Genomic DNA, 25,172 nt, shown 5'->3' with positions numbered 1-25,172 from the left:
AACCGGCTATCTGACTTTCGCAGGCCCCGTCAGCAACAACAGGCGATTCATCATGTCAGGCGACAGTTCCGTCGACTCCATCGAACTCGTCGAGGTGGGCCCGCGCGACGGCTTGCAGAACGAGCCGGACATCATTTCCACCGACACCAAGCTCGACCTCGTCCACCGCATGATCGGCTACGGCGCGCGGCGGCTCGAGGTCGCGAGCTTCGTCCACCCCGCGCGCGTGCCGCAGATGGCCGATGCGGAAGCGGTGATCGCGGGGCTGCCGGACCGGGCGGACTGCACCTACATCGGTCTCGTGCTCAACAAGCGCGGGGTGCTGCGCGCACTCGCGACCCGCGAGGGCGGCGCGCGCGGGGTTGATCAGGTCGGCTGCGTGGTGGTCGCCAGCGACACCTTCGGGCAGAAGAACCAGGGCCAGAACATCGAACAGGGCATCGCCGAGACGCGCGAGATGCTACGCTTCGCGCGCGCGGAAGGCATCCGTGCGCAGGTCACCATCAGCGCCGCCTTCGGCTGCCCCTTCGAGGGCGAGGTGAAACACGAAACCGTGCTCGCCATTGCCGAGGCCATCGCGCAGGAAGGCCCCGAGGAAATCGCGCTCGCCGACACCATCGGCGTCGGCACGCCTTTCGAGGCGGGGGAACTGTTCGGCAAGCTGGGCGAATTGCTCGGCGGCAGGATCCCCATGCGCGCCCATTTCCACAACACCCGCGGCACCGGCATCGCCAATGCCTGGGAGGCCTGGAAGGCGGGCGTGCGGGTGTTCGACGCCTCGCTCGGCGGTCTCGGCGGCTGCCCCTTCGCACCGCGCGCGACGGGCAACATTGCGACCGAGGACCTCGTCTACATGATGCAGCGTTCCGGGGTGAGGACGGGCATCGATCTCGACGCGGCAATCGCCGCCAACAAGTGGTTTGCGGGCGAGCTGGGGCGGGAACTCCCTTCGGCGGTCGCCCGCGCGGCATGACACAAGACAGGGAAACGGCATGACTTACAGGCTGGGCGTGGACGTGGGCGGGACTTTCACCGACCTCTTGCTGTTCGACGAGGCGAGCGGCGCCTTCTGGCGGCACAAGACCCCCTCGACCCCGCACGATTCCTCGGAAGGCATCCTGACGGGCGTGAAGGCGATCACCGCCAAGGCCGGGATCACCGCTGCGGATATCGCCTATTTCCTTCACGGCACCACGGTCGCGACCAATGCCGTGCTGGAGGGCAAGGGCGCGAAGGTCGGCCTCGTCACCACGCAGGGCTACCGCGACATCATGCAGATCGCGCGCTCCTATGTGCCCGGGGGCCTCGCGGCGTGGATCGTGTGGCCCAAGCCGCAGCCTTTGGCGCGGCTCGAACATACCGTGGAAGTCCCCGGACGCATGGACGCACAAGGCCGCGAGGTCGCCCCGCTCGACGAGGACGCGGTGCGCGCCGCCCTGCGCAAGCTGAAGGGCGACGGGATCGAGGCGCTCACCGTCAGCCTGATGAACGCCTATCTCAACGGCGCGCACGAGGTGCGGATCGGGGAGATCGCCGCCGAGGAACTGCCCGGCATCCCCGTCTCGCTCTCCCATGAAGTCCTGCCCGAAATGCAGGAATACGAGCGCACGCTCTCGACCGTCGCGAACGCGGCGGTGCGGCCCGTGGTGTCGAAATATGTCTCCAACTTGCGCACCAAGCTGGAGGCCGAGGGGCTGAAGGGCCGCCTCTCGCTGCTGCGCTCCGATGGCGGCTTGATGAGCAGCCAGAAGGCCGAGGAGCATCCGGTCAACATCCTCATGTCCGGCCCTGCGGGCGGCGTCACCGGCGCGCTGTGGGTGGCCAAGAATGCGGGCTTCGAGAATATCCTGACGCTCGATGTCGGCGGCACCTCGACCGATGTGGCGCTGATCCAGGGTTTCGAGCCGCGCCGCCAGCGCACCACCGAGGTCGGGCACCTCTCGGTCCGCGCCTCGGCGCTCGACGTGAAGACGGTGGGTGCAGGGGGCGGCTCGATCGCCCACGTGCCGCAACTGACCGGCGCGCTGCGCGTCGGGCCGGAGAGCGCGGGTGCTGTCCCCGGCCCCGTCGCCTACGCCAAGGGCGGCACGCTCCCGACCGTGACCGATGCCAATGTGGTGCTCGGCTATCTTCCCGAAGACCTCCTCGGCGGCAGCTTCAAGCTCGACCGCGAGGGCGCCAAGGCCGCCGTGCAGACCATCGCCGATGCGCTCGGCGTCACGCTGATGGAGGCGGCGCGCGGGATCATCGACATCGTCAACGAGAACATGTTCGGCGCGCTCCGGATGATCAGCGTCCAGCAGGGCTACGACCCGCGCGAATTCGCGCTGATGGGCTTCGGCGGCGCGGGGCCGCTCCATGTCAACGCGGTCGCCCGCCTGATGGGGAGCTGGCCCGCCATCTCGCCCGTTTCCCCGGGCGTGCTCTGCGCGCTGGGCGATGCCACCACCCGGATGCGCACCGAAACCGCGCGCAGCTTCTCGCGCCTCGCCCGCGACACGAGCATCGCCGATCTGGTGCAGGTGCTTGACGACATGGCCGAACAGACCCGCGGCGAGCTGGTGGCGGACGGCATTCCGGAGGAGCAGATCACCTCGCTGTTCGAGATCGACGTGCGCTATGCCGGGCAGGCCTTCGAGGTGCCGCTGACGATCACCAAGGACATTCTCGAAAAGGACGGCATCGAAGGCATCCTCGCCCGCTTCGACGAGGAGCACCTCAGGCTCTTCACCTTCAACATGGACACGCCCCACGAGATCGTGAACCTGCGCGCCGTGGCGATGGGGCAGGCCCCGGCCCTCCCCGCAGCCGAACTCCCCAAGGGCGACGGCGATCCGTCATCTGCCAAGATCCGCGACCACGTGATGTGGATCGGCGGCGAGGAGCGGGCGGCGGTGATCTACGACCGCGCCAAGCTGCGTCAGGGCGACGTGATCGAAGGCCCCGCGATCATCACCGAAATGGATTCGACCACCCTCGTCGAACACGATTGCCGCGCGACCGTCGACGCCGTCGGCAACATCCTCATTACTCTCAAGGCGAAGGGCTGAGACCATGCCGGCACGCATCATCGAAACCAACCCCGCGCCCTTCAACACGGTCGCCATCGACCCGGTGACGCTCGACATCATCGAGAACGCGCTGCGCAATGCCCGCATCGAGATGGACGCGACCCTCGTGCGCACCGCCATGAGCCCCGGCATCCGCGAGCAGGGCGACGCCTTCCCGCTGATCTCCGACCCCGCCGGCAAGATGATCGTCGGCCAGTTCGGCAGCTTCATCGACGGCTTCCTCAAGAGCTTCGACGGCACGATCGAGGACGGGGACATGATCTTCCTGTCCGATCCCTATTCCTGTGCCGGGGCGATCAGCCATTCGAACGACTGGCTGGTGCTGCTCCCGGTGTTCAAGGACGGGCGGTTGATCGCCTACACCGCGATGTTCGGCCACCAGAGCGACATCGGCGGCTCGGTCCCCGGCTCCATGCCCATCGGTGCCTCCTCGATCTTCGAGGAAGGGGTGCGCATCCCGCCGGTGAAGATCTGGAAGAAGGGCGAATACAACGAAGACCTGATGAAGCTCGTCATGCACCAGACCCGCAAGCCCGACTGGTGCCAGGCGGACCTCAATGCGTTGATCGCCAGCTGCCGCGTCGCCGCGCGCCGCGTGATCGAGATGGCCGACCGCTTCGGCGATGATGTCTACGTCTCGGCCACGCAGGAGCTGCTCGCGCGCAACCACCGCGCGATGAAATCGCTGCTGGCGATGGCCGTGGCCGAGGAGCCGGTGAGCTTCGAGGATTACATCTGCGACGACGGCAAGGGCTACGGACCCTACAAGATCCGCTGCACCATGTGGCGCGAGGGCGACAAGGTGATCCTCGACTTCGAGGGCACCGATCCGCAGTCGGCCGCCTCGATCAACTTCTTCCTCAACGAGAACATGTTCAAGATGTTCTTCGGCATCTACATGATCATGGTCTTCGATCCGCAGATCCTGTTCAACGACGGGTTCTACGATCTGATCGAGGTGCGCATCCCCGAAGGCTCGCTGCTGAAGCCGCACTTCCCCGCCGCGCTCTCGGGCCGCACCCATGCGCTGGGGCGCATCTTCGACATTCTCGGCGGGCTGCTCGGCCAGAAGACGCCGGAGTTCCTCAACGCCGCCGGGTTCTCCTCCTCGCCGCACCTGTTCTACTCCGGGTGGGATGCCCGCGAGGACGGGACGCGCGACTGGTTCCAGCTGTTCCAGATCGGCTTCGGCGGCATCCCCGGGCGGCCGCTCGGTGACGGGCCGGACGGGCACTCGCTGTGGCCGGGGTTCACCAACGTGCCCAACGAGTTCCTCGAACGCTATTTCCCGCTCAGGATCGAACGCTACTCGACCGCGCCGGACAGCGGCGGGGCTGGGCTGCATCGCGGGGGCAACGGCATCCACATGACCTACCGCTTCCTCGCCGACGGCGAGATCGCGATCCATGACGACCGCTGGTTCGTGCCGCCCTGGGGCGTCAATGGCGGGCACCCGGGCGCGCGGGCGCGGAAGGTGCTGGAGCGCGCCGACGGCACCACCGCGATCGTCGGCAACAAGGTCGAGAGCGTCGCGGTGAAGGCGGGCGACCTCCTCCACTTCATTACCTGGGGCGGCGGCGGCTGGGGCGACCCGCTGGCGCGCGACCCCGAGTTGGTGGGTCTCGAAATCCGGCAGGGCCTCGTCACCCCCGAAGGCGCCCGCGCCTATGGCGTGGTGGCGGACGCCGAAGGCGCGGTCGACTATGCCGCGACCGAGGCCCTGCGCGCCGAGATCGAGGCCGCGCGCGGGGAGCTTCCGCTGTTCGACTACGGCCCGGGAATTGAAGCCCTGCGCGCCAATTGCGAGGCCGAAACGGGCCTCCCCGCCCCTGTCCAACCCGTGTGGACGGCCTTGCGGGAGGCAGCCGAATGAGCGCGCTAGAAGGGATCAAGGTCGTCGAGATGGGCCAGCTCCTCGCCGGCCCCTTCTGCGGGCAATTGCTCGGCGACATGGGCGCGGACGTGGTAAAGATCGAACCGCCGGGCGCGGGCGATCCCATGCGCAACTGGGGCCAGGGCGACGAGAAAGTGCAGTGGGAAGTGATCGCGCGCAACAAGCGCTCGGTCACCTGCAACCTGCGCGTTCCCGAGGGGCAGGCGCTCGCCAAAAAGCTGATCGCCGAAGCCGACGTGCTGATCGAGAACTTCAAGCCCGGCACGCTCGAACGCTGGGGCATGTCTCCCGCGGAACTCCACAAGGACAACCCCGGCCTGATCATCGCCCGCATGTCGGGCTACGGACAGGACGGGCCCTATTCCGACCGCGCCGGCTTCGGCGGGATCGGCGAGGCGATGGGCGGGTGGCGCTATATCGTCGGCGAGCCGGACCGGCCGCCGAGCCGCATGGGCATCTCGATCGGCGACACGCTGTGCGCGACCTATGGCTGCATGGGCGTGCTCGCGGCGCTCCACCACCGCGCCAAGACCGGCGAGGGGCAGGTGGTCGACTCCGCGCTCTACGAGGCGGTGTTGCAGGTGATGGAGGGGCTGGTCCCCGAATATGACCGCAACGGGGTGATCCGCGAACGCTCGGGCTCGGTGCTCAAGGGCATCGCGCCCTCCAACGTCTACACCTGCAAGGACGGCAGCTACATGATCGGCGCCAATGGCGATGCGATCTTCGCACGTCTCGTCCAGGCGATGGGGCGGCCCGAACTTTCGAGCGACCCGCGCTATTCCTCGCACATTGCCCGCGGGCACCATCAGGACGAGCTCGACGCGCTGATCAACGACTGGACCGGCACGCTCACGGTGGATGAGGTGGACGCGCTGATGATCGAATATTCGATCCCGGCGGGGCGCGTCTACCGCGCGCCCGATATGCTCGCCGACCCGCACTTCCAGGCGCGCGAGGCGATCATCGAGGTCGAGACGCAGAAGCGTGGGCGGATCAAGATGCAGAACGCCTTCCCCAAGCTCTCGAAGACCCCCAGCACCATCCGCCGCCCCGCGCCCGCCGCGCCGGGGCAGGACAATGCCGAGGTCTTCGCCGAGCGCCTCGGCCTCGATGCCGCCGAGCTCGAACGGCTGGCGGCGGCGGGGATCATCTGATGACCGGCCCCTCCGCCGCCGATAATTACGCCGGGGTCTACGAGGGACGGCTCCAGCCGGGCAGCCGCCCTGCCCTGCTGATCGTCGACCTGGTGGCGGCCTACCTGACCGAAGGCTCGCCGCTGTTCATGGACACCGCCGCCGACGCGCTCGCCAGCAATGCGCGGCTGGCGGCGGCTGCGCGCGCAGCGGGGGTGCCGGTGGTGTTCACCAACGTGCAGTACAAGCCCGACGGCTCCGACGGCGGGGTGTTCTGGCGCAAGGCCCCGGTGCTCAGGGCCTTCGTCGAGGGTTCCCCGCTCGGCGCCTTCCCGAGCGAGCTGACCCCGGTCGAGGGCGAACGCGTCGTCACCAAGCAATACCCGTCGGCCTTCTTCGGCACCGGCCTTGCCGAGACCCTCCACGCCGAGGGCATCGATACGCTGCTGATCGGGGGCTATTCGACCTCGGGCTGCGTGCGCGCCTCGGTGCTCGATGCGATGCAATACGGCTTCGTGCCCCTCGTCGTGCGCGAGGCCTGTGCCGACCGCCATCCCGCCCCGCACGAGGCCAACCTGTTCGACCTTCAGGCCAAATATGCCGAAGTGATTTCCGAGGCCGAGGCCCTCGCGGTGATGGAAGCGGCTCGCTCCTGAGCCATCCCCCTCATTCGTGGCGCAGCGCGTCGATCGGGTCGAGCTTCGATGCGCGGCTGGCGGGGTAGTAGCCGAACACGATCCCCATGATCGCCGAGAACAGGAAGCTGACGATGTTGATCGCCGGATCGAACACGTAGGGCACGTCGATCAGCGCGGCGAGGCCGATCGAGGCGACGAAGCCCAGCGCGATGCCGACCAGCCCGCCCAGCGCGCACAGCACCACCGCCTCGGTCAGGAACTGGAGCCGCACCTCGCGGGCGAGCGCCCCGATGGCAAGACGGATGCCGATCTCGCGGGTGCGCTCGGTCACCGAGACGAGCATGATGTTCATGATCCCGATCCCCCCGACCAGCAGGCTGATCGAGGCGATCACCGCCACCATCGCGGTCAGCGCGCCGGTCGCCGCGCCCAGCGCCTGGTTGACCTGAGCGGTGTCGATCACGTTGAAATCGTTCGGCTCGGCATCCTGCAGCAGCCGCCGCTCGCGCAGCAGGGCGACGAGCGAGTCCTGCACCGTCGCCGCCGCATAGGCGGGGTCGTACTTGACCACGAAGTAGTCGAGGTTCTCGTTCCCGCGGAAGCGCCGCTGGACGTTCTTGAGCGGCAGGTAGACCGCATCGTCGTCGTCTGCGCCGCCCCCGCCCTGCCCGCGCTCCTCGACCGTGCCGATTACCTCGCACGAGACATCGCCGAGCCGCATCCGCGCTCCCACCGGGCTGGTGGCCGGCGGGAAGATCGCCTCGCGCACCTTCAGCCCGAGCAGGCACACGTTCTTGCCCGATTCCTCCTCGTCGCGGGTGAAGGCGCGGCCCTCGTCGATCTTGACCGACTGCGCCTCGAGCAGCTTGTTGGTCACGCCCTGCACGCGCGTGTCCCAGTCCTGCCCGTTGTAGAAGGCGGTGGCATTGGCCGAGACATTGCCCGCCGCGATCTCGACCCCGGCGATCTGCTGGCCGACCGCGCGCACGTCGGCATCGTCGAAGGGGCGGATCGTGCCGCGGGTGGTGCGCACCGGGAAGACGATGAAGTTGCTCGCCCCCAGCGAGGAAATCTCCTCCTGCACCGAGGCCGTGACCCCGTTGCCGAGCGTCACCATCGTCACCACCGCGGCCACGCCGATGATGATGCCGAGCGTCGTCAGGATCGAGCGCAGGATGTGCCGCCGGATCTCGCGCAGGGCGAGGAGGATGCTCGTGCCCAGCATCAGCCCGCAGCTCCCTCGGCGGCATGGCCCACCGCGCCGCGCTCGATGCGTTCGACCAGCCCGTCGCGGAAACGGACGATGGTGCCGGCATAGGCCGCCATGTCCTCCTCGTGGGTGACCATCAGGATGGTGATGCCCTCGCCGTTCAGGCGCTGGAGCAGCTGCATGATCTCGACCGAGCGTTCGCTGTCGAGGTTGCCGGTCGGCTCGTCGGCGAGCAGCACGTCGGGCTCGGTCACCAGCGCCCGGGCGATGGCGACGCGCTGCTGCTGGCCGCCCGAAAGTTCCGCCGGAGTGTGGTCGGCCCAGGGCACCAGCCCGACCTGATCGAGCGCCCGCATCGCCGCCGCGCGGCGCTGCGCCTTGCTCTCGCCGCGATAGAGCAGCGGCAGCTCGACATTCTCGAGCGCGGTGGTGCGGGCGAGCAGGTTGAAGCCCTGGAACACGAAGCCGAGATAGCGGCGCCGCAACAGGCTGCGCTGGTCGCGGTCGAGCTTCTGCACCTCGACCCCGCGGAAGCGGAAGACCCCGCTGGTCGGCACGTCGAGGCAGCCCAGGATGTTCATGGTGGTCGACTTGCCCGATCCCGATGGCCCCATCACCGCAACGAATTCGCCGCGCATGATGGTGAGATCGACGCCCTTCAAGGCCTGGAACGCGGCCGCGCCGCTGCCGAAGGTCTTGGTGATCCCTTCGAGCTGGATCAGCGGTTCGCCCGTGTCTGGCCGGCCCGCTGTCACGGGGTTGCCGCCTTGACCCCGGTGACGACCTTCATGCCGGGCTTGAGGTCGTTCGAGCGGACCACGGTGCGCCGTCCGTCACTGCGGCCGGTGATCACCTCGATCGCCTTGAGCGTCCCGTCAGCCTGGAGCACCTGCACCTGCTGGCGGCTGCCCTCGCCGATGGTGGCCTGCTGCTTGTCGCGCTCGAGCCCGATTTGCGGCTGGAACACCCCGCCGCCGCTCTCTTCCTCCTTGTCCGCGCGGAAGCGCAGGGCGGCGTTGGGCACGAGCAGCGCCTTGCCGGTGTTCTGGGTGGCGATGGTCGCTGTCGCGGTCATGCCGGGGCGCAGCAGGCCGTCGGGGTTCTGCACCTCGAGCCGCGCCTCGTAACTCACCACCGACCCGCCGCCGGCAGCCGCCGCCGCGCCGGCCCCGCCGGACTGGCTCTCGACCGTGTTGCGCGAGGCGAGGTCGACCCGCTGGAGCCGCGCCGGGAAGCGCCTGCCCGGATAGGCATCGACCGTGAAGCTCGCCTCCTGCCCGGCCGCGACCTGGCCCACGTCGGCCTCATCGATGGCGACGCGCAGCTGCATTTCCGACAGGTCCTCGGCGATCACGAACAGGGTGACGGTGTTGAAGGCGGCGACCACGGTCTGCCCCGGCTCGATCCGGCGGGCGAGGACCACGCCGTTGACGGGCGAGCGGATCACCGCGCGCGAACGGGTGGTGAGGTTGGCCTTGAGCTGCGCCGAGGCGGCCTCGATATTGGCGCGCGCCGAGGCGACGGTGGCCTTGTCGCGCTGCACGGCGGCCTCGGCCTGCTCGAGTTCGATCTGCGAGGGCACGCGCCCGCCCGAGAGGCGCCGAACCTCCTCGAGCCGGGTGAGCTGCACCGTGTCGATATCGAGCGTCGCTTGCGCCTGCCCCAGCGCCGCGCGCGCGGCATTGAGGTTGGCCCGCGACTGCGCGATCTGCTGGTCGATGATCTCGGTGTTGATCACCGCGATCACCTGCCCCCTGGTGACGCGGTCGTTGACGTCGACCGCCACCGTATCGACCGGGCCGGTGACTTCGGCGCCGACCTCGACTTGGTTGGTGGGACGCAGGTTGCCGGTCGCGGTGACCGACAGCGCGAGGGATTCCTGCGTGACGGCCTCGGTGATGTAATCGGGCGGCGGCGGGTCGGCGGTGCAGCGCGCGATGCCGAGCGCCAGCAGCACGAGGATCAGGCCCGGCAGCCAGAACTTCATCCACCGCCGCCAGCGCGGCCGCGGCTTGCTGCCGAGGAATTCGTCCACGTTCGGCGCCTCTGCCGGATTGCTCGCTTCGTTCACTCGCCGGGCTCCCTCGCCGCAATTTGTTCCAGACCCGCGCCGTCCGGCACCGACCAGCCGCCGCCCAGCGCGCGCGCGAGGCTGATGAAGGCAATCGCCCGCGCCCCTTGCGCATTGGCGAGCGCGTTGCGCGTGGCGAGCAGCTGGCTTTCGGCGACCAGCAGGCGCTGGAAGTCGATCAGGCCCGCCTCGTACTGGCTGCGCGCCAGCACCGCGGCGTTCTGCGCGCCCTCGCTCGCCTCGGCGAGCGCGGTCACCCGTGTGCCGGTCGCATCGAGATCGACCGCCGCGCTCTCGACCTCCTCGAGCGCGACGAGGATGCTGCGCCGCCACGCCGCGAGCGATCCGTCGGCGGCGGCCTCGGCCCCCTCGATCCGCCCGCGCACCCGCCCACCGTCGAAGATCAGCTGCGACAGGCTGGCGAAGATGTTGCCGGTGACGAGGTCGAACAGGCTGCCCGCATCGCGCGCGCTGGTGCCGATCGTGCCCGACAGGCGGGCGAGCGGGTAGAGCTGGGTGCGCGCCACGCCGACGCGGTCGAGGTCGGCGGCGAGCCGCGCCTCGGCCGCGCTCACGTCGGGGCGGCGGCGGAGGGTGTCAGCGGGCACGTCGAGCGCGATGCCGGCGGGCGGCGCGGGGATGGCGCGGGGTGTTTCGGTGAGGGCGCGGTAGACCCGGCCGGGCGGCTCGCCGATCAGGGTCGAGATCGCGTTCGCCACCGCAGCGAGACTGCTTTCGAGCTGCGGGATCGAGGCTGCGGTCTGGGCGCGCTGGGTGCGGGCCTGCTCGACATCGAGGCTGTTCACCAGCCCCGCCTGGTTGCGCCAGCGGGTGATCTGGAGCGTGTCGTCCTGGATCGCCAGCGTCTCGCGCGCGATGGCGAGCTGTGCGGCCAGCGCCCGGGCGCTCACCACCTGGCTCGCCACCTGAGCGACGATCACCCGCTCGAGATCGCCGAGCGAATATCCCGCCGCCTGAAGGTCACCGCGCGCGGCATCGATCGAGCCGTCGATCCGGCCGAACAGGTCGACCTCCCACGAGGCGTCGGCGCCGAGCGAGAGGAACACGTCGTCGCTCGCCAGATCGCCCACATCGCGGCGCGCACCGCCGCTGGCGCTGACCGTCGGCACGCGGTCGGCGCGCGCGGCGCGCAGGGCGGCCCGCGCGGCGCGCAGGCGGGCGGCGGCCTGGGCAATGTCGAGGTTCTCGCTGCGCGCCCGGTCGACGAACTCCGCGACCAGCGGATCGTCGAGCATCAGCCAGTAGCGATCGAGCGGAACCTCGGTCGCGCCCGGCTCGGCCAGCACCCAGCGTTCGGGCACCGGCTGGACGCTCGCCATCGGCGGCGGATCGGCGCCGAGCCCGGTGCAGCCTGAAAGCGGCAAGGCTCCTGCAAGGACCAGGGCCAGCGCCGTCCGGCGAGCCCCGCGTGCTTCCGGGCGATGCGCCTTGCGGGATAGGCCCGGAATCATCTGTGCCACCGCAAGCGCGCCCCTTCTTGCCATCGGCCGACCGCGAACCCTGTCCGTCCCGCTCGCCCCCCGCCGGGCCTGTCGACGTGGCGGCCCGGTCACTCCCAAGGTGCTAACAGCGCGATCCAGCCCGCACAATGGAGGTTGGTCGGCTCTGCCAAATCACTCGTCGATAAGCATGATTGGTGCAGAAGGCAGGCACCCACCCGATCGCCGCGAGGCCGGTGAAGGCGCGCTCCGGCCCCCGTCTGACCCGGCAGACCGGGGCCAAATCGCGCCCCAATTGCAGCCGGATTTCGCGGTCGCAGCGACCTACAAGTGGCTGCTGGGCCCTTATTCCGTCGCGCTCGCCTACATCGCCCCCGAATGGCACGGCGCGCGTCCGATCGAGCATGTCTGGGCCTCGCGCGCCGGGCAGAGGATTTCTCCGGCCTCGTCAACTACCGGGACGAGACGCAACCGGGCGCGCGGCGTTTCGATGTCGGCGAGCGATCCAATTTCGCGCTGCTCCCGGTGGTCATCGCCGCGCTCGAACAGCTGCTGGACTGGCAGGTGGAGCGGATCGCGGCGAGCATAGGGGCGCTCAACGACCGCATCGCCGCGCGCCTTGCCACCAGCGGTTTCACGCTACCCCCGCCTGCGGTCCGCTCGCCCCATATCCTCGGCGTGGCCGTGCCGCCGGGCGCATCGGACATTGTCCCCCGCCTCGCCGCGCAGTCGTCGGGCCGCTTGACGATGCGCAGCGCATCACCGTGGTTTCCGCCTGTTCCGGCCACGGCTTCAATCACTCCGCAGCCGTCGGCGAACATGCCGTGCGCTTGATAATCGAGGGGCAGACCGCCGCCAAACCGGCTTTCGACCCGCGCCGCTTTGGTGGTATCGCGCAGGCATGAACCTCCACCCGCCCCGAATAGCCCCCGCCGAACCTACCCGGGCCGAACAGATCGCGCTCCTCACCCACATCGAGGAGCGGCTGCGCTGGCTGTCCTCGTGGACGGTGCACAATGCCAACAACATTCGGGAAAAGCGCGACGGGCTGAAGGTCGGCGGGCATCAGGCGTCGTGTGCCTCGATGACCGCGATCATGACCGCGCTCTATTTCCATGCGCTGCGGCCGCAGGACAAGGTGGCGGTGAAGCCCCACGCCGGGCCGGTGCTGCACGCGATCCACTACCTGCTGGACGAGCAGACCCGCGAGAAGCTCGAGCGCTTCCGGGGCCTTGGCGGAGTGCAGTCCTATCCCTCTCGGACGAAAGACACGATTCCCGTCGACTTCTCGACCGGCTCGGTGGGCCTCGGGGTGGCGGTGACGGCCTTCAGCAGCCTCGTGCAGGATTACCTCGTCGCCCACGGCCAGCTCGAGGAGAAAGAGACTGGCCGGATGATCGCGCTGATGGGCGATGCCGAGCTGGACGAGGGCAATATCTACGAATGCCTGATCGAGGGCTACAAGCACGACCTCAGGAACTGCTGGTGGATCGTCGACTACAACCGTCAGAGCCTCGATGCGACCACCGCCGACCGGATGTTCCGCCGCTTCGACGACATCTTCGAGACCTGCGGCTGGCGCGTGGTCACGCTGAAGCACGGCAGGCTCCAGCGCGAGGCGTTCAAGCGGCCCGGCGGCAAGGCGCTGGAGGAGTGGATCGCAAACTGCCCCAATGCCGACTTCGCGGTGCTGACCTATCTCGGCGGCGCGGCATGGCGTGAGCGGTTGGAGCGGGATCTGGTGGGCGTCCGGGGCGTCAAGGAACTGCTCGCCGACCATGACGATGCCGCGCTCGCCCGGCTGATGACCAACCTCGGCGGGCATTGCATCGAGACCCTGCTCGACGCCTTCGACGCCGCGACCGGGGACCAGCCGACGCTGTTCATCGCCTATACCGTCAAGGGCTACGGCCTGCCACTGGCGGGGCACAAGGACAACCATTCGGGGATGATGAACACGGCCCAGATCGAGGGTCTGCGCGCCGAACTCGGGATCCGGCCGGGCGAGGAATGGGACAAGTGGGCGGGCCTCGGCGACAATCTCGCCGCACGGCTGGAGGCGCTGGTCAAGGACAGCCCGATCGCCCGCAAGGCGGCCGAACACCGCGCGCCCGCTGTTCCCGTGCCCGCCCTGCCGGTGCCCGAAGGGGCGGTCCAGTCCACGCAAGCCGCCTTCGGCAAGGTGCTCTACGACCTCGCCAAGTCCGATGCCACGCTGGCCGACCGCATCGTCACCACTGCGCCCGATGTGACCCAGACCACCAACCTCGGCGCCTTCGTCAACCAGCGCGGGCTGTTCCGGCGGCAGGAACTGGCCGACGTGTTCCAGAAGGCGAAAATCCCTAGCGCCCAGAAGTGGAGCGCGCACACGGCGGGCCAGCACATCGAGCTGGGCATTGCCGAGCACAACTTCTTCCTGGCCCTGACCTCGCTCGGCCTTGCCGCGCCGCACTTCGGCACCCGGCTTCTGCCGGTGGGGACGGTCTACGATCCCTTCATCGCCCGCGGCCTCGATGCGCTCAACTACGGCTGTTATCAGGACGCGCGCTTCCTGCTGGTCGGCACACCCTCAGGCATCACGCTGGCGGGCGAAGGCGGGGCGCATCAGTCGATCAACACCCCGCTGATCGGAATGGGTCAGCCGGGTCTCGAGAGCTTCGACCCCGCCTTTGCCGACGAGGTCGCGCTGCTGATGCAGTGGGCCTTCGCGCACATGCAGGCCGAGGACGGCAGCTCGGTCTATCTCAGGCTCACCACCCGCCAGATCGAACAGCAGGCCCGCACCGACGACGCATGGCAGGCAGGCGCCATCGCCGGCGCCTACTGGCTGCGCGAACCCGCCCCCGGCGCCAAGGCCGCGATCGCCTATAGCGGCGCGGTCGCGCCCGAGGCGCTGTCTGCGTGGGAGCAGCTCACCGACGACATCCCCGGCCTCGGCCTGCTCGCCGTGACCTCGCCCGACCGCCTGCACCGCGACTGGTCGCAGGCCCGCGCCGCGCGCTGGAACGGGGGCACGCGCCAGCCGAGCCACATCGAGACCCTGCTCGGCCAGCTTGCGCCCGACGCCGGCCTCGTCACCGTGCTCGACGGCTCGCCCGCTGCCCTGTCATGGCTCGGCGGCGTCCGCGGCCACCGCGTCAGCCCGCTCGGGACCGACCGCTTCGGCCAGACCGGCGATCTCCCCGACCTCTACCGCACCTACCGCCTCGACGAGGAGGCCATCTTCGAAGCCATGGCGGAACTGTTCCTGTGACCGGGCGCACCTGCGCGCCGCTGGGCGAGTGAATCTCGGCGGACAGGGCGTCCCCCTGACCGCCGTCCGATAGGTGAAAAGCGCGTCGGCGGCTCTCGCCCCATGCTGAACCGTCCGGGAGATGGCCCCCGGATGCCGGTTCATGACGCGAGCGGCCAATGCCGCGTTGCAGCCCTTCAGGGCAGGAATTGGCTGTCGCGCTTGATCCTTTTGGCCAATGACCATTTGTGGACCTCGGTCGGCCCGTCGTAGATCCGGAACGCGCGGACTTCGCGGAACACCTGCTCTACGATCGTGTCCCCGCTGACGCCGGTGCCGCCCATCACCTGAACGCAGCGGTCGGCGACCCGCATCAGCGCCTCGCTGACCGCCACCTTGGTCATCGAACTTTCGGTCGTTCCCGTCGAACCGCCGTCGAGCACATCGGCGCACCAGTCGATCATCAGCTCGGCCTGCTTGAGGTCGATCAGGTTCTCGGCGAGCATGAAGCCCACGCCCTCGTGATCGATGAGCAGCTTGCCGAAGGCCTGGCGCCGGCAGGCGTATTCACTGGCGATCTCGTGCGCGCGCCTGGCCGCGCCCCACCAGCGCATGCAGTGCGAGAGGCGGGCCGGACTGAGCCGGATCTGCGCGTATTTGAACCCCTCTCCCGATTGCCCCAGCATCTGGTCGGCGGGCACGCGCAGATTGTCGATGACGACCACAGCGTGCCCGCCCGGCATCGAACTGTCGATCGTGTCGAGCACCCGCTCGATGCGGATAGCGGGGTCGGGCAGGTCGACGAGGAACATGCAGGCGCCGTCATCGGACTTGGCCATGACGATGCCGACCTTCGCGCCCTGCACCCCGGTGATGAAGGCCTTGCGCCCGTTGATCACCCAGTGGTTGCCGTCAGGGTGGCAGGTCGTCTGCATCATCGACGGATCGGAACCCGCGCCGTTCTCCGCGGCAGGCTCGGTCATGAAGAAGGCCGAGCGCGCCTCGCCCGAGACGAGCGGCTTCAGGAAGCGCGCCTTCTGCTCGGGCGTCCCGACCTTGCCGAGAAGGAACATGTTGCCCTCGTCGGGCGCCATGGTGTTCACCGCGACGGGACCGAGCGGCGAGAGGCCCGAGGCCCGCAGCACGATGGCCGTCTCGCGCTGGCTGAGGTGCGAGCCGTCCGGCAGGATGTGCGGGGTCAGCACGCCGGCGGTCCGCGCGAGGGCGCGCAGTTCGGCGACGAGCTCCTCGGGAGGGCCGTGCCCGTGGATCTCGATGCGCGGATCGCGCTCATAGGGCACGACGACGTCGCGAACGAAGGCCTCCACCCGTCCGGCAATCTCGAGCGCGCGCTGTGTCATCTTTCCCTCTCTCTCGTTGCCTGCGGACCGTTCCGCTAAAGAGTCTGCCCGTCATCGATGGTCAAGACCGATCCGGTGGTCTGCTGCGAAGCATCGGAGCAGAGGTAGAGGATCATGGCGTCGAGCGCCGAGGCATCCATGATACGGCGCCGCGGAAAGCTTGCCAGCAACGCCTTGCCTCCTTCAAGCTCCCACGCATGCTCGTTCATCTCGGTCTCGATGTAGCCCGGGCACAGCACGTTCACGTTGATGCCCTTCATCGCCCAGTCCCGCGCCAATGCACGACCGAGCTGCGCCACGGCTGCCTTCGTAGCGCAGTAGACCGGCGCCCGGTCGGCGACATGATGTGCGGTGATCGACGATATCAGCGTGATCCGGCCATTCCTGCGCTCCGGCGATCCGGCGGCGATCATCCGCCTTGCGCCTTCGCGTGCCGTGAGGAAGACCCCCCGGAGATTAACGTTCGACATCTGGTCAAAGTCGTCGACCGACATTCCCAGCGCACTGCCGGCAATGTTGATCCCGGCGTTGGCGATGACGGTGTCGACCGGACCGAATGCCGCTTCGGCCGCGTCGAACGCGGCAATCACCGAGGCCTCGTCGGTGACATCGAGCGCAACCGGCAGGATCTCCTGATCCTGGCGCCGTGCCTCTTCCTGCAGCCGTTGCAGCCGGTCGATGCGGCGTGCCGCGGCAACGACGCGCGCGCCAGACGCCGCCGCCAACCGGGCGAAGCGTTCCCCGAGGCCTGACGATGCGCCGGTGACCAGCACCACGCGCCCCTTCAGGCCGAACGGCGTGTTCAATTGTTCTTGTATCACCGAGGGTTCTTTCATTCGCTTTGGCGGCCGACGGGCCGGTCAGGAAAGGGCGCGGCTCGCAGCCCGGGCCGGACTGAGTGCTTCGACCGCGAGAGCCGTCATCGCCTTCTTGTCCAGCTTGCCCGTCGCGGTGACCGGCATGTGCTCGACGATCACCAGATGTTCGGGCCACTTCTTGCGCGACAGGCCCTGGGCATCGAGGTTCCTGACGAGGTCGGCGAGGTCGACACGGTCGGACGCCGAGGACAGCCGGCACACGGCGCAGGCCTGCTCGCCGAGCTTTGCGTGCGGCACCGGGACGACCGCGACCTCCGCAATGGCGGGATTGCGCAGGATCGCAGCCTCGATCTCGGCGGGATCGAGGTTGAACCCGCCGCGAATGATCTGGTCCTTGATCCGGCCAACGACCTTCACGTAGCCTTCTTCATCGCGGACGATCTCGTCCCCCGTGAGATAGTGGCCGCTCGGGGTGATCTGTTCCTGCCCCTGCCCCAGCCCCTCGGCATAGCCAATGAACAGCGATGGTCCGCGCACCCCTGCCTGACCGCGGACGCCTCGTGGCAGGGGCATCTGGTCGGGCCCGAAGGCTTCTTCCCGCGTGCCCGGGAACGGCAGGCCGTCATAGTTCTGCCGCCGCTCCAGCGTGTCGGTGGGGCGGGCCGAGCAATGCCCCATGCATTCGGACATCCCGAACATCCGGAGCGCCTGCAATCCGAGCAGCGTTTCCGCTTCGGCAATCAGTTCGGGTGTCATGGCGCTCCCGCCGACGGCTGCCGTGCGCAGGGCGTTGCGCCCCTTCCACCGGCCGAGCCGGGCGGCCTCCACCATCGTGTAGAGATGGGTCGGCACCATGATCGCCCACGCGCAGCCGTAGCGCTCGGCGAGCGACAGCGCCTCAGCGGGGTCCCACGGATCGTGCCAGACCAGCGGGTGGCCGAGCGAGAGGGCAAAGTGGGCGGTGAAGGTGAAGCCGGGGGCGCTTTCGAGCGGGACGATGCCGAGGATGGCGTCGCCATGCGCCAGCCCTGCGATCCGGGCACAGGCGCGGGTCGCATAGTTGAGCGCCTCGGGCGCGTGCATCACCGCCTTTGGTACGCCGGTGCTGCCCGAGGTGAACCCGATCAGGGCGAGCCGCTCGTTGCGCGGGTCGCGCGATCGTCGGGCGGGATCGGTCGGCGCGATGGCGATGTCGCCGTCGGCCGAGACCTCCACCTTCGCTGCATGGCCGAGCTTTTCCTCGAGCGCCGCGAGCTCGCCCGAGCCGATCTTCGGCGAATAGGGGCACACCGCCGCTTCGAGCGCGGAAACAGCGAGGGAGACGGCAAGCGTCGGCACGGTCTTGGCGGCGCGGACCAGCACCCGTTCGGCCTTGCCCACCCCGTGCGCGACGAGCTCTGCCGTATAGCGATCGGCCAGGGCGCGGAGCTCCGCGCGTGTCCAGTGCCGGCCCGCGCAGTCAACCACCGCAAGGCCAAGCGGGTCCCATTCGGCCTGCCGCGCGAATTGCGGCCACAGCCGCTCATCGCTCCAGGTCAGGCCCCCTATGCGCTTCTCAGCCAACGGACTGCCCCCCATCGACGATCACCGTCTGGGCGGTCATGAAGCTTCCGGCGTCGGACGCGAGAAGCGCGAGCGCGCCGGCGAGGTCGGCCGGAACACCGAAGCGGCCCAGCAGGATGCGCCGCATGGTCCGCTCTTGGGTTGCCTCGTCGAGTGTCTGGGTCATGCCCGTCTCGATCGTGCCCGGTGCGATGGCGTTGACGCGGATGCCGTGGTCGGCCCACTGCGCGGCAAGATCGCGGGTCAGGTGGACGATCGCGGCCTTGCTGGTCGTGTAGGGCACGACCTGCCCGTCCTCGGGACGGAACGAGATGAAGGCGCCGACCGAGGCAATGTTGACGATCGCGCCGCCGCCATTTGCGATCATGTGCCGGGCGGCATGACGGCAGGCGAGGAACGTGCCCGTCACGTTGACGTCCATGACCTTCTGCCAGCCCTTCAGCGGGATGTCCTGAGGCAGGCCCCACCACGAAGCGCCGGCGTTGTTGACCACGACGTCCAGCCCGCCGAGTTGTTCGACCGTCTGGGCAATCGTGCGCTCGACCGAGGCCTCGTCGGCGATGTCGCAGGCAAGGCCGATCGCCTTGACGCCGAAGGTCTTGGCGATCTCGCCAGCCAGCTCTTCGCAGTCGGCCTGCTTGCGCGAGGCGAGCGCGACCGAGCAGCCGAGGTCGGCGAGCGTTGCCGCCATCGCTTCCGCGAGCGCGCCGCGGCCGCCGATGATCAACGCCCGCCGGCCGTCCATGCGGAACCGGTCGGAAAGGAAGCCGGGTTTCAGATCAGTCATCGCTAGCCGCCAGCAGGTCGATTTCTTCGGTGACGACGATCAGGCGCTTGCCCCCCATCCCGCGGGTCTGGGCGGTCGCGGCCTTCCACTCGGCCGAGGCCAGGGCAATGTCGAGCGCCGCCTGATCGGCGAAGGTGAGAACGGCATGGCCGTCCCACGCGGGCGAGCCCGGGTTGTCGTAGTCCGTCGTCACCACGCCGTGACGATAGGCCACGAGACCCGGGATCAGCTTGGCTGCCGCAGCGTGGGGCCCCCGCCACCACGCGGTGAACTGGTCCTGAGTCCAGTCCGACGGGCGGCTGGCGAGGACGACCATGCTTACGGCCATCGGCTTACTTGCCCGTCCAGACCGGCTTGCGCTTCTCCAGGAAGGCGGCGACGCCTTCCTTGGCATCGGCCGAGTGGTGGACAACGTTGCAGGTCATCGTCTCGAGCGCGATCAGCGAGTTGGTGTCGGCATCGAGCCCGCGGTTGACCGCCATCTTGGTCATCCACATGCAGAACGGGCTCTTGTCGATCAGCGGCGCGCAGAAGTCCTGGATCAGCTGGTCCAGTTCCTCACCCGGTGCCGAGGCGTTGCACAGGCCCCATTCGACGCATTCCTTGCCCGACAGGAGCTTGCCGGTGAGCATCAGTTCCTTGGCCTTGCGCATGCCGATGTAGCGCGGCAGGCGGTAGATCGGCCCGGCCCCGCCGAACAGCGCGCGACGGATGTGGAAGTCACCGATCTTGGCGTCGTCGGCAGCGATCGCGAAGTCGCAGGAGATGAACAGCTCGAACCCGCCGGCGACCGCGTAGCCTTCGACGCAGGCGATGGTCGGCTTCTTCATGTTGTAGATCTTGTCGTAGGTGCGCGCCGAATCGATCGCGAGCTGGAGCGAGGTGCTGCTCTCGTGGAGCACCGGGCCGACGAGCTGGTCGAGGTCCGCGCCCGCACAGAAGGTGTTGCCGCGGCCGCGGAACACCACGGCGAGAACCTTGTCATCCTCGGCCGCCCGGTCGACCGCCGCTTCCAGATCGCGCAGCAGCTTGGGGCTGACGCAGTTGCGCTTGTGGGGACGGTTCAGCCAGATCATGCAGATCCCGTTGTCCGCGACCTCGTACTGGATCACGTCGGTCTCTTCGTGGACCGGCTGCTTGTAAACGTATTCGCTTGCCATGTTTTATCTCCATTCAAGATTTCGGTGCGGATCACTCCGCGTGTCGGTTTTGGGTAATCAGGGTGCCGCTTCGGGCGTCACGGGCTCGAGCATCGCGCCGACCGCCATCCAGGCGGCGATGCCTGCGGACGGAACCGCGCAGAGCACGGCCTCGGCAATCTCTTCGTCTGTCGCCCCGGCATTGCGGGCGCCGCGCACGTGGGTGGCCGCCATCGGGCTGTAACCCGCGGCAAGGATCGCCAGCAGCAGAAGCTCGCCCTCCTTGGCCGAGATCGGATTGGCATCGATACTGCCGCGCCGCATCAGGTAGTAGGCGTCGGCTGCGGCAGGGACGAGCCGGATCAGTTGCGCCAGAGGCGCGGGGATGGTGCCGAAATAGCTCCGGAAATTGGCTTCCGCTTCGCCGGGCGCGACATCGCCCGCCGGCTCGGCGGTGGGTGCACCGGGGCTTGCGAAGATGTCCGCGACGACGCCTGCGAATTCGATGGCCGCGCCTTCGCCGCGCAGGCTGGCAAGCACGATCATGCCGGCAGTGACTTCGCGCAAAGTCAGCCCCAGCGCCGCGCCCCGTGCCAGTTCCCGGCGCGCAAGGTCGGGATAGCGCCGGTCGATCGCGGCGACGGAGGCGAACAGCGCCTTCAGCCTGGCGGGGACGGCGCCGTCGGAATCGATGATCTCGCGGAAGCGGGCATAGCCCGCCAGCGTGTACGGCGCATGGCCGTTCAGGAAGCTGACCTGATCCAGTTGACTTGTGCGAGTCATCGTGTCCTCTCTGCGCCTCTTATGTTCGACCGACCGGTCGGGTGTCAATCCGGATTGGGCAGAATGATCCTGTCCACTTTGACAGTCGATGGCTGCCGTCGCGGTGGTGCGGGCCCGAGCCGCGGGCAGATATCGAGGAGAATACCGATGCTTGTCCACGTCTGGAGATTGCTGCTTCTAGGCGCGGTCGCATGCCTTGCGAGTGCGGCTCTGGCTGAAGGCGGGCGCCCCGGCTGCACGACGACGCGAGTCGATTATCGCCGGCTTGCGGCGGAAGCCTACATATGGGGCTATCCGCTGATCCGCGCGGCGCAGCTGCGTCAGAACATGACCCTGCCCGAAGATCCGCTGCGGCCGCGCCCCGCGACGACGGCCGGCGCGCCGATCAACCGGCTGGGGCACGCCCGCGCGCTCGCGACACCGGAAACCCGGCAGGGTGTCGCCCCCAACAACGACACGCTCTACAGCCTCGCATGGATCGACACCGCGGCGGGACCCTTCGTGTTCGAGGCGCCCGATTTCGGTGCCCGCTACTACACCTTCCAGATGGGGCAGGCCGATACCTCGACCGACCTGGCCCTCGGCCAGTCCACGCACGGGTCCCGGCTGCCGCCGGTCTTGATCCAGGGCCCCGGGCAGGATCATCCCCTCCCGCCGGGCATGATCGGCGTTCGCGCGACGCAACGCTACCTCATGCTGGCCGGCCGGACACTGGTGCGGGACGCGGCGGACTTTGCCGAGGTCTGGCAGCTCCAGGACCTGATGCGGCTGCGGACCTGGGAGGATTTCCGCGACGGCCGCGACCGCGAAGCGCCGATCATGCCGCAGGCGCCGATCGCGCGGCGCGAACCGCCCACGGATGATCCTGCGGCCTTTCTCGGGATGCTGGGCGCGGTGCTCGAGGATTGGCGCCCGGCCGGATCGGACCGGCGAATCGTCCGCTCGCTCGCCCCGCTCGGCCTCGCGCCGGGCCGGACCTTCGATCCGCGCTGCCTCCCCGCGGAAGCCCTGCCAAGGATCGCGCAAGGTCTTACGGAGGCCCGTTCCGCCATCGAACAGCGCACCCGCGACCTCGGCACGAACGTCAACGGCTGGACCGTCAATTATCGCGGGGCCGCGTTCGGCAGCGACCTGCTGCTGCGGGCGGCGGTGGCGATGGACCAGATCTATGTCCTGCCCGCGCACGAGGCGATCTACATGATCGCGAAACGCGATTCGCAAGGCCGGACGCTCGACGGCAATTCGTCCTATGTGCTGCGGTTCCGGGCGGAAGAGCTCCCGCCCGCTGAGGCGTTCTGGTCTGCGACGGTCTACTACGCCAGGGGCTTCCTGGTGGCCAATCCCGTCGGCCGCTATTCGATCGGCGACCGCACGCCCGGCCTCGTGCGCGGCGCCGACGGTTCGATCGAGATCAGGCTCCAGCACGATGCGCCCGCCGATGGCGGGGCGAACTGGCTGCCGGTGCCGTCCGAACCCTTCACCGTGATGCTCCGGCTCTACCGTCCCGCCGAAGATGCGAGGAATCGCAGATGGTTGCCGCCCGCCATCGAGGAAATGCCCGCGGACTGGCGAAAGTGACATTGACACCCGACCGGTCGGTCGATTACTCAAACACTCGACCGACCGGACGAACGAGTCCGGCGCGCTGGGAGGCGAGGGAATGTTCGAGCAGTCGGCCAAGTCGCGTGAATGGATGGAGCGGGTGCGCGTCTTTATGGACATGCACATCATCCCCGCCCTGCCGACCTATCACGAACAGATGGAGCGGATCGACCGCTGGACCGAGATCCCGCCGGTATTCGACGAGCTGAAGGCAAAGGCCCGCGCCGAGGGTCTGTGGAACTTCTTCATGCCGCCTTCCGAGCATGACGACGAGTTCTTCACCAGCCCCGGCCTCACCAACTTCGAATATGCGCCCATCGCCGAACTGATGGGCCGGGTGCCGATCGCCAGCGAGATCTTCAACTGCATGGCGCCCGACACCGGCAACTTCGAGGTGCTGCACCGCTACGGCACGCGCGAACAGAAGGAGCGTTTCCTCGTTCCCCTGCGCGACGGGTTGACGCGTTCGGCCTTCCTGATGACCGAGCCGGCGGTGGCGTCCTCCGATGCACGCAACATCCAGACCGAAATCCGGCGCGATGGCGGCGACTATGTGATCAACGGCCGCAAGTGGTGGTCCTCGGGCGCCGGCCATCCGCGCTGCGATTTCTTCATCCTGATGGGCAAGACCGATCCCGACGCGCCGGCCTACAACCAGCAATCGATGATCATCGTGCCGCGCGACACCCCCGGCGTGACGATCGTGCGCCACCTGCCGGTGTTCGGTTACGACCACGCCCCCCACGGCCATTTCGAGGTGAAGCTCGAGAACGTCCGCGTCCCGGCGGAATACATGCTGCTCGGCGAAGGGCGCGGTTTCGAGATCGCGCAAGGGCGCCTCGGGCCGGGCCGTATCCATCACACCATGCGCAACATCGCCACGATGGAAGTCGCGCTCGAGAAGATGTGCCGCCGCCTGCAGAGCCGCCGTGCATTCGGCAAGGTCATCGCCGAGCATTCGGTCTGGGAACAGCGCATCGCCAACGCGCGCTGCCAGATCGAGATGGCGCGCCTTTTGTGCCTCAAGGCCGCGTGGAAGATGGACACGGTCGGCAACAAGGAAGCCCGGGCCGAAATCGCGATGATCAAGATCGCGGCGCCCAAGATCGCGCAGCAGATCGTCGACGACGCGATCCAGGCGCATGGCGGTGGCGGGGTGACCGAGGATTTCGGGCTCGCCGAGCTGTGGGCCAACACCCGGATCGTGCGGCTTACCGATGGACCCGACGAGGTCCACGAACGGCAGCTCGCGCGGCTCGAACTTTCCAAATATCCGCGCGACGAAGTGGCATGACGTCACAGCCGGCGGCCATGATCGGGCAGACCGAAGCGGTGTCCGAAGGATCTGCCTTCGACGAGCGACGCCTTGCGCGCTTCCTCGAGGGGGCGCTGAAGGAGTTTCGCGGTCCGATCCGGGTCGAGCAGTTCCAGGGCGGGCAATCGAACCCGACCTACCTGCTTCACGCCGCCAGCGGCCGCTATGTCCTGCGGCGCAAGCCCGCCGGCGTCCTGCTGCCCTCGGCCCACGCCGTCGACCGCGAATACCGCGTGACGAAGGCGCTGTTTGGCGCCGGTCTTCCCGTTCCGGAACCGCTGGTGCTGTGCGCCGAGGACGACGTCATCGGCACGATGTTCTACGTGATGCGCCATGTGCCCGGCCGTTCCTTCTGGGACCCGCGGATGCCGACGCTGTCCGCCGAGGAACGCGCTGCGGTCTACGATTCGGCGAATGCCGCCCTCGCGAGGCTCCATACCGTCGACTTCGCGGCACTCGGTCTCGAGGATTATGGCAGGCCCGGCAATTACTTCGCCCGCCAGATCGCCCGCTGGGCCCGGCAATACGAGGCCTCGCGCACGGTCGACATTCCCGAGATGGACAAGCTCATGGCGTGGCTGCCGGGCGCGATCCCGGCCGGGGCGGAGCGCACCACGATCATCCACGGCGATTTCTCGTTCCACAACCTGCTGGTTCATCCCGACCGGCCGGAAGTGGCGGCGGTGATCGACTGGGAGCTGTCCACGCTCGGCGACCCGCTGGGTGACCTCACCTATCACATGATGGAGTGGTTCCGCCCGGAAGGGGTGGACGTGCGCGGCACGCTCAAGGGTGCCGATCTCGGCTTTCTGGGCATACCGACAGCGCGCGCCTATGCGGAGAAGTATCGCGAGCGTACCGGGTTCGATGTCGACCCGACCGACCCCTTCTACACCGCATTCAACCTGTTCCGGATCGCAGCGATTCTTCAGGGAATCGCCGGACGCAGCCGCGATGGCGTCCAGACCGCCGCGAATGCGGGAGAGATCATCCTGCGGATCAACCCGCTGGCGCGGGCCGCCTGGCAATCGGCGCAGGAGGCTGGCGCGACCTAGGCGAACACATCTTCAGACAATCATAAAAAACCAGAGT

At 68.4% G+C, this 25,172-nt stretch carries 21 protein-coding genes; 10 read left to right on the top strand and 11 right to left on the bottom strand.

The genetic code is table 11. The annotated features are described in order from the left end of the window. The first annotated feature begins 52 nt into the window (after window positions 1–52). Genes ACMX37_RS04655 through ACMX37_RS04635 form a run of 5 tightly spaced genes read left to right on the top strand, consistent with a single transcriptional unit; the run spans window position 53 to window position 6,757 of the window. A complete protein-coding gene (locus tag ACMX37_RS04655) occupies window positions 53–973 on the top strand; it encodes a hydroxymethylglutaryl-CoA lyase (RefSeq protein ID WP_483147732.1) in 921 nt (306 codons plus the stop codon). A 19-nt stretch (window positions 974–992) separates the two neighbouring features. Beyond that, entirely contained in the window at window positions 993–3,050 is a 2,058-nt protein-coding gene (locus tag ACMX37_RS04650) for a hydantoinase/oxoprolinase family protein (RefSeq protein ID WP_483147731.1), read from the top strand. A gap of 4 nt (window positions 3,051–3,054) precedes the next feature. Further along, complete coding sequence (locus tag ACMX37_RS04645; RefSeq protein ID WP_483147730.1) at window positions 3,055–4,944, top strand: hydantoinase B/oxoprolinase family protein; 1,890 nt, start codon at window positions 3,055–3,057, stop codon at window positions 4,942–4,944. Then, on the top strand, window positions 4,941–6,122 hold the full coding sequence (locus ACMX37_RS04640; protein WP_483147729.1) for a CaiB/BaiF CoA transferase family protein: 1,182 nt from the start codon (window positions 4,941–4,943) through the stop codon (window positions 6,120–6,122). Before ACMX37_RS04645 ends, ACMX37_RS04640 begins: the two co-directional genes overlap by 4 nt. After that, on the top strand, window positions 6,122–6,757 hold the full coding sequence (locus ACMX37_RS04635) for an isochorismatase family protein (RefSeq protein ID WP_483147728.1): 636 nt from the start codon (window positions 6,122–6,124) through the stop codon (window positions 6,755–6,757). The genes ACMX37_RS04640 and ACMX37_RS04635 overlap by 1 nt, the downstream gene beginning before the upstream one ends. A gap of 10 nt (window positions 6,758–6,767) precedes the next feature. On the opposite strand, the gene ACMX37_RS04630 is transcribed toward ACMX37_RS04635, so the two are convergent. From ACMX37_RS04630 to ACMX37_RS04615, 4 genes are read right to left on the bottom strand one after another with little or no spacing between them, the layout of a single operon-like run. Continuing rightward, window positions 6,768–7,964 (bottom strand): ABC transporter permease, encoded by a 1,197-nt coding sequence (locus ACMX37_RS04630; RefSeq protein ID WP_483147727.1) that lies wholly within the window; start codon window positions 7,962–7,964, stop codon window positions 6,768–6,770. Then, complete coding sequence (locus ACMX37_RS04625; protein WP_483147726.1) at window positions 7,964–8,704, bottom strand: ABC transporter ATP-binding protein; 741 nt, start codon at window positions 8,702–8,704, stop codon at window positions 7,964–7,966. The genes ACMX37_RS04630 and ACMX37_RS04625 overlap by 1 nt, the downstream gene beginning before the upstream one ends. After that, window positions 8,701–10,020, bottom strand: a complete 1,320-nt coding sequence (locus ACMX37_RS04620; RefSeq protein WP_483147725.1) for an efflux RND transporter periplasmic adaptor subunit — start codon at window positions 10,018–10,020, stop codon at window positions 8,701–8,703. Before ACMX37_RS04620 ends, ACMX37_RS04625 begins: the two co-directional genes overlap by 4 nt. After that, window positions 10,017–11,405, bottom strand: coding sequence for an efflux transporter outer membrane subunit (locus ACMX37_RS04615; protein ID WP_483147724.1), 1,389 nt, complete (start codon window positions 11,403–11,405; stop codon window positions 10,017–10,019). The genes ACMX37_RS04620 and ACMX37_RS04615 overlap by 4 nt, the downstream gene beginning before the upstream one ends. 453 nt (window positions 11,406–11,858) lie before the next feature. Here ACMX37_RS04615 and ACMX37_RS04610 point away from each other — a divergent pair, with 453 nt between their 5' ends. Next, the gene (locus ACMX37_RS04610; protein ID WP_483147723.1) at window positions 11,859–12,314 is read left to right on the top strand and encodes a hypothetical protein; all 456 of its coding nucleotides are present in this window, start codon (window positions 11,859–11,861) and stop codon (window positions 12,312–12,314) included. A 67-nt stretch (window positions 12,315–12,381) separates the two neighbouring features. Continuing rightward, window positions 12,382–14,733: a transketolase gene (locus ACMX37_RS04605; RefSeq protein WP_483147722.1), complete on the top strand. Its 2,352-nt coding sequence runs from the start codon at window positions 12,382–12,384 to the stop codon at window positions 14,731–14,733. A 176-nt stretch (window positions 14,734–14,909) separates the two neighbouring features. Here ACMX37_RS04605 and ACMX37_RS04600 read toward each other — a convergent pair whose 3' ends face one another. Genes ACMX37_RS04600 through ACMX37_RS04570 form a run of 7 tightly spaced genes read right to left on the bottom strand, consistent with a single transcriptional unit; the run spans window position 14,910 to window position 21,163 of the window. Beyond that, window positions 14,910–16,073: an acyl-CoA dehydrogenase family protein gene (locus ACMX37_RS04600; protein ID WP_483147721.1), complete on the bottom strand. Its 1,164-nt coding sequence runs from the start codon at window positions 16,071–16,073 to the stop codon at window positions 14,910–14,912. A gap of 35 nt (window positions 16,074–16,108) precedes the next feature. After that, the gene (locus tag ACMX37_RS04595) at window positions 16,109–16,909 is read right to left on the bottom strand and encodes an SDR family NAD(P)-dependent oxidoreductase (RefSeq protein WP_483147720.1); all 801 of its coding nucleotides are present in this window, start codon (window positions 16,907–16,909) and stop codon (window positions 16,109–16,111) included. A gap of 24 nt (window positions 16,910–16,933) precedes the next feature. Further along, the gene (locus tag ACMX37_RS04590; RefSeq protein WP_483147719.1) at window positions 16,934–18,469 is read right to left on the bottom strand and encodes a class I adenylate-forming enzyme family protein; all 1,536 of its coding nucleotides are present in this window, start codon (window positions 18,467–18,469) and stop codon (window positions 16,934–16,936) included. Then, window positions 18,447–19,241 (bottom strand): SDR family oxidoreductase, encoded by a 795-nt coding sequence (locus tag ACMX37_RS04585; protein WP_483147718.1) that lies wholly within the window; start codon window positions 19,239–19,241, stop codon window positions 18,447–18,449. The genes ACMX37_RS04590 and ACMX37_RS04585 overlap by 23 nt, the downstream gene beginning before the upstream one ends. Then, window positions 19,234–19,569: an EthD family reductase gene (locus tag ACMX37_RS04580; RefSeq protein ID WP_483147717.1), complete on the bottom strand. Its 336-nt coding sequence runs from the start codon at window positions 19,567–19,569 to the stop codon at window positions 19,234–19,236. Before ACMX37_RS04580 ends, ACMX37_RS04585 begins: the two co-directional genes overlap by 8 nt. 4 nt (window positions 19,570–19,573) lie before the next feature. After that, a complete protein-coding gene (locus tag ACMX37_RS04575; RefSeq protein ID WP_023837064.1) occupies window positions 19,574–20,401 on the bottom strand; it encodes an enoyl-CoA hydratase/isomerase family protein in 828 nt (275 codons plus the stop codon). Window positions 20,402–20,458: 57 nt separating this feature from the next. After that, the gene (locus tag ACMX37_RS04570) at window positions 20,459–21,163 is read right to left on the bottom strand and encodes a carboxymuconolactone decarboxylase family protein (RefSeq protein WP_483147716.1); all 705 of its coding nucleotides are present in this window, start codon (window positions 21,161–21,163) and stop codon (window positions 20,459–20,461) included. A 327-nt stretch (window positions 21,164–21,490) separates the two neighbouring features. Between ACMX37_RS04570 and ACMX37_RS04565 the strand changes: the two genes are divergently transcribed. The 3 genes from ACMX37_RS04565 to ACMX37_RS04555 all read left to right on the top strand — a co-directional run bounded on the left by ACMX37_RS04565 (window position 21,491) and on the right by ACMX37_RS04555 (window position 25,135). After that, entirely contained in the window at window positions 21,491–22,741 is a 1,251-nt protein-coding gene (locus ACMX37_RS04565; protein WP_483147715.1) for a DUF1254 domain-containing protein, read from the top strand. A gap of 82 nt (window positions 22,742–22,823) precedes the next feature. After that, complete coding sequence (locus ACMX37_RS04560) at window positions 22,824–24,059, top strand: acyl-CoA dehydrogenase family protein (RefSeq protein WP_483147714.1); 1,236 nt, start codon at window positions 22,824–22,826, stop codon at window positions 24,057–24,059. Next, entirely contained in the window at window positions 24,056–25,135 is a 1,080-nt protein-coding gene (locus ACMX37_RS04555) for a phosphotransferase family protein (RefSeq protein ID WP_483147713.1), read from the top strand. The genes ACMX37_RS04560 and ACMX37_RS04555 overlap by 4 nt, the downstream gene beginning before the upstream one ends. The last annotated feature ends 37 nt before the right edge of the window (window positions 25,136–25,172 follow it).

The sequence above is a fragment of the Porphyrobacter sp. THAI-01a genome (genome assembly GCF_056868655.1).
The sequence above is the reverse complement of the archived record's forward strand: the minus strand, read 5'-3'. Positions and strand labels throughout refer to the sequence as shown.

Bases quoted from the DNA above. Each gene is read 5' to 3' on its own strand.
- ACMX37_RS04640 (WP_483147729.1), top strand. From the start codon at position 4,941: ATGAGCGCGCTAGAAGGGATCAAGGTCGTCGAGATGGGCCAGCTCCTC.
- ACMX37_RS04590 (WP_483147719.1), bottom strand. From the start codon at position 18,469: ATGGGGGGCAGTCCGTTGGCTGAGAAGCGCATAGGGGGCCTGACCTGG.
- ACMX37_RS04580 (WP_483147717.1), bottom strand. From the start codon at position 19,569: ATGGCCGTAAGCATGGTCGTCCTCGCCAGCCGCCCGTCGGACTGGACT.
- ACMX37_RS04655 (WP_483147732.1), top strand. From the start codon at position 53: ATGTCAGGCGACAGTTCCGTCGACTCCATCGAACTCGTCGAGGTGGGC.
- ACMX37_RS04555 (WP_483147713.1), top strand. From the start codon at position 24,056: ATGACGTCACAGCCGGCGGCCATGATCGGGCAGACCGAAGCGGTGTCC.
- ACMX37_RS04645 (WP_483147730.1), top strand. From the start codon at position 3,055: ATGCCGGCACGCATCATCGAAACCAACCCCGCGCCCTTCAACACGGTC.
- ACMX37_RS04595 (WP_483147720.1), bottom strand. From the start codon at position 16,909: ATGAAAGAACCCTCGGTGATACAAGAACAATTGAACACGCCGTTCGGC.
- ACMX37_RS04600 (WP_483147721.1), bottom strand. From the start codon at position 16,073: ATGACACAGCGCGCGCTCGAGATTGCCGGACGGGTGGAGGCCTTCGTT.
- ACMX37_RS04560 (WP_483147714.1), top strand. From the start codon at position 22,824: ATGTTCGAGCAGTCGGCCAAGTCGCGTGAATGGATGGAGCGGGTGCGC.
- ACMX37_RS04610 (WP_483147723.1), top strand. From the start codon at position 11,859: ATGGCACGGCGCGCGTCCGATCGAGCATGTCTGGGCCTCGCGCGCCGG.
- ACMX37_RS04605 (WP_483147722.1), top strand. From the start codon at position 12,382: ATGAACCTCCACCCGCCCCGAATAGCCCCCGCCGAACCTACCCGGGCC.
- ACMX37_RS04575 (WP_023837064.1), bottom strand. From the start codon at position 20,401: ATGGCAAGCGAATACGTTTACAAGCAGCCGGTCCACGAAGAGACCGAC.
- ACMX37_RS04565 (WP_483147715.1), top strand. From the start codon at position 21,491: ATGACCCTGCCCGAAGATCCGCTGCGGCCGCGCCCCGCGACGACGGCC.
- ACMX37_RS04585 (WP_483147718.1), bottom strand. From the start codon at position 19,241: ATGACTGATCTGAAACCCGGCTTCCTTTCCGACCGGTTCCGCATGGAC.
- ACMX37_RS04650 (WP_483147731.1), top strand. From the start codon at position 993: ATGACTTACAGGCTGGGCGTGGACGTGGGCGGGACTTTCACCGACCTC.
- ACMX37_RS04570 (WP_483147716.1), bottom strand. From the start codon at position 21,163: ATGACTCGCACAAGTCAACTGGATCAGGTCAGCTTCCTGAACGGCCAT.
- ACMX37_RS04630 (WP_483147727.1), bottom strand. From the start codon at position 7,964: ATGCTGGGCACGAGCATCCTCCTCGCCCTGCGCGAGATCCGGCGGCAC.
- ACMX37_RS04635 (WP_483147728.1), top strand. From the start codon at position 6,122: ATGACCGGCCCCTCCGCCGCCGATAATTACGCCGGGGTCTACGAGGGA.